The following is an 11,797-nucleotide window of genomic DNA, read 5'->3' as shown; positions in this document are numbered from 1 at the left end:
GTTCATCCTTGACCGATCCGGTACCCGATACCGCGGACAGTGCGTATGTAGCGGGGAGTGGTCGAGTCATCGCCGAGTTTGTGTCGGAGGTGGGCGACGTGGACATCGACGACGTGGTCGTCACCCACCCAGTCTTCACCCCACACGTCGTGGAGGATTTGGCGGCGGGAGAAGGCAAGCTTGGGACGAGACGTCAAAGTCGCGAGGATGTCGAACTCCGTCGGAGTCAGGTCGACCAGTACGCCGGCGACGTGGACCTCTCGGCCGGCAGGGTCAACCCTCAGGTCGCCGAACACGCGAACGGGCTCCTCCATCAAGGGGGAGATTCGGCCCCGATTGCGGGGGCGGCGCAGCACTGCCCGGACCCGGGCCACGAGTTCACGCATGCTGAGTGGTTTGGTCATGTAGTCATCGGCTCCGACCGACAGCCCGATGAGCTTGTCGACCTCGTCCTGCCGAGCCGTCACCATGATGATGTAGCAATCACTGAAGGTGCGGACCGTGCGGCAGACCTCGACCCCATCCAATCCGGGGAGACCGAGGTCGAGGATCATCACTTCCGGCGAATGGTCCTTGACGACTGCAACAGCGTCGGGGCCGGTGTGGGCGAGCAGGGGTTGATAGCCCTCCCTGGATAGGTAGGCCGCGATCATGGCCGCCAGTGGCTTCTCGTCGTCGACCACCAACACCTGGGTCGCCGCGGGTTCTGATTCGTCTGCACTCACGTCCTCAGTGTGAGACCGGTGGTCCCTGCTGTCTCATCAGAGCAGTTCGCACCGCAGCGATCTTGATCGAACCTGAACACAATCGAGACCCGCTCTCCATCTGTGGCCGTAAGAGTCGGTGATGAACGTTTCGGCCCGGGAGGGGGCACCGTTGACATGGCAGGCGGCTATTCCCTTTGGGTCATGTGGATCATCATGATCGTCGGCACGGTGGCCTTCTGGGTTGCCGTCTTCATCGCGGTGCGGGCCCTCTACTTCGATCGGGCCTCCAGCTCCGCGCCCGATCGGTTCAGGGAAGCGAATGAGTCGGGGGAACGGGCTGGCGGCCAGACAGCCGCGCAGGAGCCCAGACAGTAGCGAGCCACGTCTGACCGCCCTTGGTCGACGGTCGCCGCGTGCTCCTTTACCTACACGAAAGGCATTACCATGCAACGACTACCACGTCGGGCCCTCCTTATCGGAGGCCTAGGTCTGGGCGCCGGAGCGCTGAGCGCCTGCTCCAACCGGGATCCTGTCACCGCGGGGCCCTCCACCATCGGACCGGTGGCGTCCGCGACCCCCTCCTCGGGGCAAACAGTGCTGGAGAAGACACTGTCGGCCCAGCGCACCACCATCGACTTGGGCGGCCCCAAGGTTGCGACCTGGGCCTACGGTGACACGGTTCCGGGCCCGCTGATCCGCGCCAACGCGGGGGACTTTCTGCGCATCAGCGTGAACAACCAGCTGACCGCCCCCACGTCGATCCACTGGCATGGCATCCGGCTGCGCAACGCAGCTGATGGTGTTCCCGGCATGACGCAGGATCCCATCCAGGCCGGGGGAAACTTCACCTACGAGTTCACCGCCCCAGACCCAGGCACGTACTTCTTCCACCCCCATGTGGGTGTTCAGCTCGACCGGGGGCTGTATGCGCCGCTGATCATCGACGATCCGGGCGAGCCCGGCGGCTACGACACCGAATGGATCGTGGTGCTCGACGACTGGGTCGACGGCACTGGCCGCACCCCTGATGAGGTGCTGGCGAAGCTGATCGAGGCTGGCGGATCCGCCCCAGCTGCCTCGATGGGCGGGATGGATCACGGCTCTGCCCGCGGCGCGCAGCCGTGGGGTGATGCCGGGGACGTGACCTATCCGTACTTCGTGCTGAACGGCAAGGTGCCCGCTACGCCTGAAACGTTCAAAGCCAAAGTCGGACAGCGGGTGCGGTTGCGGATCATCAACGCCGCCTCCGACACCATCTTCACCGTCGCACTGGGGGGGCATCGGATGACGATCACACACACCGACGGGCATCCGGTGGTACCCCACGAGGCCGCCGCGTTCTACATCGGGATGGGGGAGCGCTACGACGCGGTCGTCACCCTCCGGGATGGAGTCTTCCCCTTGGTGGCCAAACCGTTCGGGAAGACCTCGGGTGGGCAGGCCCTGGGCCTCATCCGAACCGGTGCCGGCACCGCGCCCGGAGCCGACGTCAGCCCGGTCGAGCTGCGTGGAGAGGTGCTGAGGGCGTCGCAGTTGCAGCCCGCCGAGTCGGCGAAGCTGCCGTCCAAGTCACCCGACACGGTTGAGGCCCTGAGCTTGGAAGGTTCCATGCAGCCCTACCGATGGGGCATCAATGGTGCCGTCTTCGGGAAGAACGATCCCTTGACGGTCAGGGCCGGGCAGCGCATGCGCATCAACGTGGTGAACATGACGATGATGACCCACCCGCTGCATCTTCACGGCCACACCTTTGCCCTGCCGTCCGGACTGCGCAAAGACACGGTGCTGCTGGCCCCCATGGAACAGCTGCCCATCGATCTGGACGCCGACAATGCCGGCGACTGGGCGGTCCACTGCCACAACATCTACCACGCCGAAGCTGGGATGATGATCGCCCTGAAGTACGTCAGCTGACTCGAGTACTTCGCTGATTCCGCCGTCATCCCCGCACCCCCAAGCGTCTGTCCCACCGGGCCCTCCCCCCTCGGCCCGATGGGGCAGGCTTGATGGGATCTTGACCGCACCGATCCCAAGCCACCACGTTCGTGCGCGACCCTCGAATCACAACCAGCCCATCGCGCGCACCCAGGAGTGACCATGGATCCCGACTCCCCCTACAGCCCCGGCCCACAGACCGACGTCGACCCGGCTACAGCCGGCAGGGTCGCCGCGCAGACCTCTGCCCCTGCTGGGCCCGGCGAGAGACCGCAACCGGGGGCAGAGCCCTCTCCCCACGGCCACCACGGACACAGCCACTGGATGCATGTGCTGATGTGTGCACCCATGCTCCTGGTCGTCGGCTACCTGCTGCTGACCGGCAAGGCCGGCGGGGGCGCGGTCCTGTACGCCATCGGCTGTGTGGCGATGATGGGCGCGATGATGGTGATGATGAACCGGGGCACCAGCGACGGCACGGGCGGTCGTGGTCGGGGCCACCGACACTGAACGGTGGTCCGCCCCCTGCGGGAGCAGTCGAGGTTGGCCTCGGCAGCATGGCGTCGGATCCCGTTAGCCGAAGTGAACTCCTGCGGGGTTGCCGTGTTGCCGGGCAACGTCCCGCACCGCACGCGGGCCCTGTGATGGACACCGAATCTTGATGATGCCTTGATCGACCCGGACATCTGACCGTATGACGCTGGACAGCATGAAACCCTCACAGCCCACCCTGACCCCCGGGGGGCAAGCCACGGGATCCCCGCCCCAGGTCACCTTGCTCGTCACCACGGGATGCCACTACTGCGAGGATGCCAGCGAGGAGCTCGCCACTCGGGTTGCGTTGGGGGAGTTGCAGCTCGAGGTGGTTCCCCTCGCATCGAAGGAGGGTGAGGCGCTCCAAGCAACTCATCGGCCGGCCATGTTCCCCTTGGTCCTCATCGAGGGGAAGCAGTTCAGTGTCGGCCGGCTCCCGCGCCGTAAACTCGACCGGATGCTCGCCCGCGGGACCACGAACTGATGGGTGCCGAACTCCTCAACACGGGCAGTGTGCTGGCGGCATTCTTCGCCGGTACCGTCGCCCTCTTCGCACCCTGCTGCATCGTGTTCCTCGCCCCCTCCTACCTTGCGGCGGCAGTGAAGAACAACCGATGGCGCCTGCTGCCTCTCACGCTGGTCTTCGCGGTAGGACTGGCCCTGGTCCTGGTTCCGATCACGTTGGGGGTGAGCGTCCTGGCGGGGGCGATTGCCAAGTACCACGGCCCCCTGTACTGGGCCGGGGGCCTGCTGATGATCGGGCTCGGCATGTTGGCCCTGGCAGGGAAGATGTGGTCCATGCCGTCGTTCCTGCGGCCACCCGACACCAGCCGCGGCGATTCTGGAACCTTCTTCAGCCTCGGAGTCTTCTCCGGCATCGCGTCCAGCTGCTGCGCCCCTGTCCTGGCGGGGGTCATGGCCCTTTCAGCCCTGTCCGGGACAGCGTTCGGGGGCCTGCTGTTGGGTTTGGCGTTCGTCTTCGGCATGGTCATTCCGCTGCTGGTCATGGCCCTGGTCTGGGACGTCGCCCACCTGGACCGACGCCGCTGGGGCAGGGCTCGATCCCTCACCTTCCACGTGGCGGGTCACCGGCTGCACACCACGACGGTCAACCTCGCCGTGGCGGTCGTGTTTGTCGCGATGGGCATCGGGGTGATCTCTCTGGCCGGCTCCACGACGATGACGGGCAACTCCACGTGGTTCCAGCGAGCAGCTGGCCAGGGGGTGACCAGATTCGCCCAGTCCGTCCTGGGCTGGTTGGCCCCGGTACCGGATGCGGCCCTGGGGCTGGGGTTGCTCGGCTTGGCTGCGGTCTTCGTCTGGTTCACGCTGCGGGACCGGCGACGACCCGCCCAAGGACCAGATCCCTTCGACCCTGACGCTGTCAGCCAGTCGCAGGTCGAGACACCGGCCTGTCATGACCAGCCACCCAACCCGTCCACGGACGGGACATCCGCCCACCCCACCACTGCACCCAGGACTTGACATGGCCACACGTCACCACCCCACCGTCACAGGGGCCACGGCCCGCCAACAACTCCAGCAGCAACTGATCCGTGAAAAGGCTCGAGACGTCATCCGCCGCCGCGTCATCGGTTTCCTCGGGGGCGCTTTGGTGGTGGCGGTGGCCGCACTGGTGGCCTTCGGACTGTGGAGCGCGCGCTCGACCGACTCCAACGTCTCCCGTCAGGCGCCGGCGTTCAGCCTCACGACAACGGCGGGCACCACGGTGTCATTGTCGGACTACCGCGGCAAGCCGGTCATCCTGTACTTCAACGAAGGGGCAGGGTGTGGCTCCTGCACCCAACAGATGGCGGCCATCGAGAAGGACCCCGGCTTCACACGATCTGGGATCACGGTGCTGCCCATCGTCATGAACACCGCCGAGCAGATCGAGCCTGACTTGGCCACTTTCGGAGTCAAGACCCCCTATCTGCTGGACGACGGAACCGTCTCCAAGGCCTACGACACTCTCGGCAAGGGCATGCATGAAGGCCTGCCGGGCCACGGCTTCGTGCTGATCGACGCGGACGGGAACCAGCGATGGCAGGGGGACTACCCGTCCATGTGGATCGCCCCCGGCGATCTGCTCAAGGAGGTTACCGGTCGCCTCAGCTGACACCACAGTCAGTCGGAGACGAAACACGGCCCGCCTGCCTGCGGCGCCGACCCTCGGCCATGGCTGCGGCCCTGGCTTCACCTGGTCGGCAGGCATGCCCGACGGGCAGCTCTTCGTCACCCGCCCTGGTGAGGTATCACCGTTGTGAACGCCAGGCCAACAGTGCGGGGCGACCCGGGTCCCGCCCGCTCGTCCCGATGTGGGCACCCCGAGAGGTGCGCCCGGCCACGTCTTGATCGAACCTTGCTCGTCCACGAAGCCTTGCCTTGATGTCGACCGGCGAGGGTAGTGATGGTCGCCACCGATGGGTCAGCGACGACAACGTGAGGGAGTCCAATCGTGTGGCCGGTCCTGTTCTCAATCTTCGGTGTCCAGATTCAGGCGTACGGGGTGAGCAAAGCCGCCGCCGCCCTTGTGGCGGCGTACCTGCTGGGCCGGGCGTTCGAACGGGTCGGGCTTGACAAGGACACGGCGCACTCCTTGGTCCTGTGGGCGACGGTGTGGGGGTTCGTGGGGGCGAAGGTCTACTTCCTCCTTGAGAACGGACGCCACCTCGCCTGGCACATGCTGGGGGGGTCAGGATTCACGTGGTATGGCGGTTTGATCGGTGGAGCAGCTGCGGTCATCGTCATCACCCGCCGCCACCAGCTTGGCCTGGCCACCGTCGCTGGAATGATGGCGGCGCCCCTGTCGGTGGCCTACGGCATCGGCCGGATCGGCTGCTTCTTGGCGGGGGACGGCACCTACGGGCGACCCACCGACCTGCCGTGGGGGATGACGTTCCCGCGTGGGGTCGTCCCAGTCAATGTCCCCGTTCACCCTGCCCAGCTGTACGAGGCGGCTGGAGCCTTCACGATCGCCGGCATCCTGTGGACTCTGCGCACACGATGGGCACCGGTGTCAGTCTTCGGTTCGTATCTGGTGCTCAGCGGACTGGCCCGACTGCTGGTCGAGTTCGTCCGGCTCAACACCCCAATCCTTGTGGGTCTCACCCAAGCCCAGCTCACGGGGGTCGCCAGCATGATCATCGGGGCCGTTCTGATCCTTCACGGGCGGCGAAGGCCCCCCATCCCAGCAGGCCTCGGCCTTGTCAGGATCGACACCCAGACGGCGCAGCGATGAACGAGACATCCACGCGTTCAGCCCCACCTAGTTCGACAACACAAGGAAATGACATGGATACCGTTCCCATCCCCGGGGCCCGGGCATCGACCCCGGCTGTGGCACCCTTCGATGCACCCACGCGGTGGGGGCGGTGGGGGAGCGCTTGGGCGGGGTTGCGGGCCGCGGTCGGCGCACTGCTGGGACTGCTACCGCACGTCATTCATCACGTCGGCATCTTGGCGGGCGCGGCTCTCCTCACCGGGGTGTTTGGTAACGCGTTGCTGTACGTGCTCGGGCTGATCCTCAGCATTCCCCTGCTCATCCGGATTCGTCGGCGGTTTGGCACTGTCAAGGCCCCCGCGATCGGCGTTGCCGTCTTCACTGCGATGTTCCTCGTCTCTGCTCTGGTCGTCGGACCGGCCATCAGTGGTGTCGGCGGCGGGCCCGGCCCCCAGACGCCGCCGACATCAGGCAGCGCGATTGACCATGACCAACACCACGGCGGCTAGTGGTGCTCGTCACGACGTGTTCGGATGACTCGTTGGCGCCGACCAGAACTCCGCGCGCCGTGTGAACGTCCAGCTACAGCCGAGCAACGCGCCGATCTGTGTGCGTCGACGGACCGGTGCTGTCCACCCGTGGGCCGGTTGGCCTCGTGCCAAGTCATCGAGGAACTGCGCAGCAGGGACCGTCGCGTCACCATGTACATCGCCGCCGCCGCCGACTGTAGAAGGGGCCGGAGCGTCCATCATCCGACCCTGCTGTGCCCCCGCAGATCACAGATGCGGTGCCCGTCGAACATGATGCTCTGGTCGAGGGTTGTCTTCAATGGGCGATTCGGTTCACAGCGGCCCGAGCCATGTGTAACGATTTGCTTGCGGGCCGCCCTTCATCCGCATCGTCCAATCCCCCCCGATCGGTGGATCGGTCTCTCCCCCCAGATGTACTGAGACCTCCCCCTGGGACGAGCACCGAAGAGCGGCCCGCATTGAGGACGAAACGCGCCCACCCCGGCCCGGGGTGGGCGCTTCCCCATGGTCGGGTCCCCGCTATCCTCCGCCGCACTGTCTGCGACTGTGAGAGACCGAGGATCGCGCATTAGGACCAGGGTGACCCACCACTCGACACGTGCCTATTGGTGCACGCAGGTGAACACACAGAACCCCACTGATTCACGCTTCGACCAGCGGTGCCCTTCGATATCAAGCCCTGCAGGTGGTGTGGGTCACGTGCGTCCCTCAGTGAGGCCGACGGAAGCCATTTGCCAACGCCCCGATCTGTTGCGTCGACGGACCGGTGCTGTCCACCTGTGGGCCGGTGGGCTTCCTGCCTGCCGAGCGGTCCATCAGGTGTGTCAGGGTCGGTCGTTACGGTCGGGCCATGACCACCAAGTTGTCTGCCTTCGGCGGGCTGTCCGATCGGCGGGGCGTGGAGGCCGTGGCGGCTCCTCGGATTGTGACCAAGGTGGCGCATGTGGTGGTGGATGGCCACGAGCTCGGACTGTTGGTGGGGTGGCGTCGGACCGCTGCTGGATGGGAAGGATGCGTGGGCCTGGCATCCGCCCCTGGCCATGTGGAGACCCAGTGGATGGCTGCCGGAAGGATTCGACCGATGGAGGCCAGTTCCGGCTAGGAGGAGCGCTCGCTGATGGGTCGGCGGCCTCCTGGCCCCAGCGGGCGGGTGGTCACCCAGTCGGTGATGGTGCGACGGTGCCACCAGGGCAGCCCCCGCAGCCTGCCGTCGGGGGAGGGGAGTCGCCCCTTGGCGTTGTAGGTGCGGATCGTGTCGTAGGTGAGGCCGGTGACCTCGGGCAGGTCCCGGCTGAAGAGGACGTCGGGGTTGGTGCGGATCGACTGCCACCATGCGGTCCACCACAGTCGGATCTCCTGCGCCTCCCAGCGGTCGGGCAAGGTGGCGACCGGGGCAGGCATTGCGGGGATGGCGTGCAGCTCGTCGACGGGGACGCGGAGGTGCGCGCTGACCTCCTGCAGGGTCCACAGCTGAGGCTGATGGAGCAGGGTCCGGGTGGGAGACAGCGTCTGTGGCAGCCACCAGCTGACGCCGCTTCGTCGGCCGTCGGGGTGGGGGAGTGCTGCCAGGTTGATGGTCGATCGGCCGACGTGGAGGAACGCGGCCGCGCCGGCAAGCCCCATGACGGCATCGGGTGGGGTCTGATCGTCGGCTTGGTGGGCGTCGATGGTCGAGGAGTGCCACCAGGATCCTTCACCGTCCCGCCCGTCGGGGGGAGGGATCGTGCCTCGTCGGCGACGGGACTTCAGCGCTTCGCGGCTGACGCCCAGCCGCGCGGCAACGTCGGAAATGTGGAGGCGGCTCTGAACGTGTGCTGCGCGGGCGGCCAGGGCTGGGGCGATGTCGGTGAGGCGCCAGTGGTGCCCTGCGCCGCGGCCGCGGCGAGTGGGGAGAGGCAGGAAACCCTCGGCGATCCAGCCGGGAAGGGCGTGCACTCCGACGCCGAGTGCGGCTGCGGTCTCGGATCTGGTCAGCCACACGGTCTCTTCTGGCATGGTCATCGAGCACCATCGTGGCGCATGGTGGGAGATATCGGCCCGGAGCGTGTCATGTCATGGGGGTGGCAACGTGAGGGGAGTGGGCGTGGTCGCATTTCAATGCTTCACCGGGATTGTGCCAAAGTATGGCCGGTGCTGAACCGGCGCGATGTGATTGGTGAGAGAGGACCCGAGTATGGCTCAGCGTGTGAATGTGGTGCTTGAGGATGACATTGATGGCACCCCGGCCGATGTAACGGTGTCCTTCGCGTTCGACGGCACGGCCTACGAGATCGACCTGAGCGAGGCGAACGCGGCCCAGCTGCGTGAGGTTGTGGCTCCGTGGGTGGCGCATGCCCGGAAGGCAGCCAGGCCCGCCGGTCGCCGTCGGGGCCCGCGTCAGGGCACTGGGTCGACCAACGAGATCCGCGAGTGGGCCCGTGCCCAGGGGATGAACGTCTCTGAGCGTGGACGAGTGCCGGCAGCCATTCGTGAGGCCTTCTCGGCCGCCCACTGACCACGGCGGCCGACCACGTCCCTGCGATGCTGCAACAGGGGGCGTGGCCCGTCACGGCGGAGGGACTTGGTTGGGGTCACGGGGTGACCCTGCCCCCGGGCGCGTCCTTGTGGTTGGCGGTATCAGCTGTCGTGGGTGTCGCGGGCGGGGCTGCGGAGGACTGGGGGTGGGTCAGGTGGTTGATTGTTTGGTGATGAAGTCGGCCATGCGGGGGACAGTGAACCCGATATGGCCGTGTTCGGGTGCGTAGACCAGCCCCTTCTTGATCAGGGCATCTCGGGCGGGGCCCAGGGCGGTGGGGGTCTTGCCGAGTCGTTTGGCGACCGTGGAGGACAGGCTGGGCCCGTTGCCGTCTTCGGCCATGGCTTGGAGGTAGGCCCGTTGTTGGGGGGTGGCTCGTTCCCATCTGGAGCGGTAGAAGCCCTGATCGAGGTGGGCTTGTCCCAAAGCCGCACCCAGACGGGCGTCGTCCAGTCGGAGGGGGCTGCCGGGGGCAGCATTCCACGTGGCCTGGCCGTACTCCTGCAGGAAGTAGGGGTAGCCGGCCGTCTCGGCGATGACGAACTCGACTGCAGCTGGTTCCCAGTCGACTCCCTCTTGCTGGGCTGGGAAGGTGAGGGCTTGTCCGGCGGCGGTGGGGTCGAGTTCGCCGATCCGGTGGTAGCTGAAGAGTCGTTCGGAGTACGACTTCGCCTCTGAGAGCACTCGGGGGAGGGAGGGGAGACCGGCCAATGCGATCAGGAGGGGCCATCCCCGCTGGCCAGCCTGGTGGCTGAGGGAGCACAGGGCGGTCAGTTCGTCGCGGGTGAGGTCTTGGGCTTCGTCGATGAGGAGGGCCAGGCCGGTCCCCGATTCGGCTGCTGCTGCTGACAGGTCTCGTCCCAGTTGGATGAGGTCAAGCTCGAGGTTGCCGGTGTTGGCGGCCGAGGGTGGGTCATCATGGAGGTCCAGCCCGAACGACCAGGTTCCCTCGAGGTCCACCTTGACGGTGAAGGCGGAGAAGGTGCGTAGCGCCTTGCGGATGCGTGCCCCGGCCGACGGTTTGGCCAGGTCGGCCAGTTCGGGGTGCAGTGCTTGCGCGAGGCTGGCCCGCAGGGATTGCCCAGTTCCGGCCTCCACCATGGCGGTGATCCATCCATCTGTGGAGGCGAGTCGTTGGAACTCTCCCAAGAGGACGGTCTTGCCCACCCCTCGCAGTCCTTGAAGGACCACCGACCGGGCAGTGCGGTGGCTTTCCAGTCGCCCGGTGGCCGTGGACCAGACCCGCAGCTGGGTTTCCCGGCCGGCCAGCGCGGCGGGGCGCAGCCCAGCCCCGGGGGAGTAGGGGTTGGTGAGTTCGTCCATCCCCCGATCCTAACGATATCTAAGCGGCCTTAACGGAAAGCTATGAGGGGATAGACATAGCAAGATTTACGGAGTTCGGCGGGCCTGCTGTTGGTGTGTCCGGAGGCTTGCGTGCAGTAGGACCATGCTGGCTTCTGCGATCGCCGTCCGGGACTCCGCCATGGAGGGCGCCAAGAGGTTCGCTGCGCAGCAATGTGTGTCTTGAGCGTTCCCTTCTGACGGTTTGACCGGTGCGAGATCTACACAAGGCGGCCGACGCCCCCCTGCCGAGAAGCCGTTGCTCCTTGGAAGTGCACATCCGAAGGCATCCAAGGCTGCCCCCGCCGGTCGCCTCGAGGAGCTGGTTCGACAACGAGAAATCCGAGGGTGACCCGGGCTGAGGGGATCTCAGCCTTCGACCTTGGACGCGAGTGGGATGGTGTCGGTGGTCCGGATGACTGGGACACCGAGCAGCTCTGCGGCTTGGGCTTCGGTCCAGGTGGCAGATCGTTCAGCGGAGATCGCGATGGCGTTGTCCTTCGAGGAGATCCCGATGCCGACCAGCCCCGGACCGAGGACCTTTTGGACCTCGGGCGACCACCGCGAGCTTCCCTCCACCACGGCTTCCAACTGCTGGGTGCTGTACTTCACCGGCACGATCTGGACGGTGAAACCGGCCGCCTTGGCATCGCTCACCACGCCCGGTCCGACGTTGGCGACAGCCTCCGTGCCGCCTGCCAGGTAGACGACGGCCTTCTTCGCCATCGGGTCGGGGCACTCGCTGCCCGCCTTGAACTCGGCTGGGATGCCTTCCTCGACCTTGACCAGCATCTCGTAGCAGGAACCCAACGCGTTGCTCCAGATCACTTCCGGGTCATCTGGCGACGGTGGGGCTGGCTGGTAGCCGCCCTCGGCCTCGACCTGGGCCAGCTTCCTCGCCTGAGCGGCCGCCAAGTCATCTGCAGGATCAGCCACCGCCGTAGCCCCAGACGCCAGCGCCAATGCAACAGTCAAGGCGCCACACAGGAGCGCGATCTTCCTCCGCATACCG

General features: G+C 66.4%; 13 protein-coding genes. 9 read left to right on the top strand and 4 right to left on the bottom strand.

The annotated features are described in order from the left end of the window. Positions 1–2: 2 nt before the first annotated feature. Positions 3–725: a response regulator transcription factor gene (locus QQZ11_RS13320; protein ID WP_284550804.1), complete on the bottom strand. Its 723-nt coding sequence runs from the start codon at positions 723–725 to the stop codon at positions 3–5. A 183-nt stretch (positions 726–908) separates the two neighbouring features. Here QQZ11_RS13320 and QQZ11_RS13315 point away from each other — a divergent pair, with 183 nt between their 5' ends. From QQZ11_RS13315 to QQZ11_RS13280, 8 genes are all read left to right on the top strand, one after another. Further along, complete coding sequence (locus tag QQZ11_RS13315; RefSeq protein ID WP_284550803.1) at positions 909–1,082, top strand: hypothetical protein; 174 nt, start codon at positions 909–911, stop codon at positions 1,080–1,082. Positions 1,083–1,151: 69 nt separating this feature from the next. Beyond that, complete coding sequence (locus QQZ11_RS13310) at positions 1,152–2,621, top strand: multicopper oxidase family protein (RefSeq protein ID WP_284550801.1); 1,470 nt, start codon at positions 1,152–1,154, stop codon at positions 2,619–2,621. Positions 2,622–2,978: 357 nt separating this feature from the next. Further along, positions 2,979–3,152 carry a hypothetical protein gene (locus QQZ11_RS13305; protein ID WP_284550800.1) on the top strand — a complete coding sequence of 58 codons (174 nt, stop codon included), beginning with the start codon at positions 2,979–2,981 and terminating at the stop codon, positions 3,150–3,152. A 199-nt stretch (positions 3,153–3,351) separates the two neighbouring features. After that, the gene (locus tag QQZ11_RS13300; RefSeq protein WP_284550799.1) at positions 3,352–3,660 is read left to right on the top strand and encodes a glutaredoxin family protein; all 309 of its coding nucleotides are present in this window, start codon (positions 3,352–3,354) and stop codon (positions 3,658–3,660) included. After that, positions 3,660–4,661, top strand: coding sequence for a cytochrome c biogenesis CcdA family protein (locus QQZ11_RS13295; protein ID WP_284550798.1), 1,002 nt, complete (start codon positions 3,660–3,662; stop codon positions 4,659–4,661). Before QQZ11_RS13300 ends, QQZ11_RS13295 begins: the two co-directional genes overlap by 1 nt. Position 4,662: 1 nt before the next feature. Continuing rightward, positions 4,663–5,295, top strand: coding sequence for a peroxiredoxin family protein (locus QQZ11_RS13290; RefSeq protein WP_284550797.1), 633 nt, complete (start codon positions 4,663–4,665; stop codon positions 5,293–5,295). Between the two features lie 339 nt (positions 5,296–5,634). Next, the gene (locus tag QQZ11_RS13285) at positions 5,635–6,417 is read left to right on the top strand and encodes a prolipoprotein diacylglyceryl transferase (RefSeq protein WP_284550796.1); all 783 of its coding nucleotides are present in this window, start codon (positions 5,635–5,637) and stop codon (positions 6,415–6,417) included. A 53-nt stretch (positions 6,418–6,470) separates the two neighbouring features. Beyond that, the gene (locus QQZ11_RS13280) at positions 6,471–6,908 is read left to right on the top strand and encodes a hypothetical protein (protein ID WP_284550795.1); all 438 of its coding nucleotides are present in this window, start codon (positions 6,471–6,473) and stop codon (positions 6,906–6,908) included. 1,119 nt (positions 6,909–8,027) lie between these two features. Here the strand turns inward: QQZ11_RS13280 and QQZ11_RS13275 are convergent. Beyond that, entirely contained in the window at positions 8,028–8,930 is a 903-nt protein-coding gene (locus QQZ11_RS13275; protein ID WP_284550794.1) for a helix-turn-helix transcriptional regulator, read from the bottom strand. A 172-nt stretch (positions 8,931–9,102) separates the two neighbouring features. Between QQZ11_RS13275 and QQZ11_RS13270 the strand changes: the two genes are divergently transcribed. After that, positions 9,103–9,423, top strand: a complete 321-nt coding sequence (locus QQZ11_RS13270; protein WP_284550793.1) for a histone-like nucleoid-structuring protein Lsr2 — start codon at positions 9,103–9,105, stop codon at positions 9,421–9,423. A gap of 171 nt (positions 9,424–9,594) precedes the next feature. On the opposite strand, the gene QQZ11_RS13265 is transcribed toward QQZ11_RS13270, so the two are convergent. Both QQZ11_RS13265 and QQZ11_RS13260 read right to left on the bottom strand, forming a co-directional pair. Then, on the bottom strand, positions 9,595–10,767 hold the full coding sequence (locus QQZ11_RS13265) for an ATP-binding protein (protein ID WP_284550792.1): 1,173 nt from the start codon (positions 10,765–10,767) through the stop codon (positions 9,595–9,597). A gap of 387 nt (positions 10,768–11,154) precedes the next feature. Beyond that, positions 11,155–11,721 carry a hypothetical protein gene (locus QQZ11_RS13260; protein WP_284550791.1) on the bottom strand — a complete coding sequence of 189 codons (567 nt, stop codon included), beginning with the start codon at positions 11,719–11,721 and terminating at the stop codon, positions 11,155–11,157. Positions 11,722–11,797 lie beyond the last annotated feature (76 nt).

The organism is Aestuariimicrobium sp. T2.26MG-19.2B (genome assembly GCF_950101875.1).
Classification (GTDB): domain Bacteria; phylum Actinomycetota; class Actinomycetes; order Propionibacteriales; family Propionibacteriaceae; genus Aestuariimicrobium; species Aestuariimicrobium kwangyangense.
This window is presented reverse-complemented; position numbering and strand designations above follow the sequence as displayed.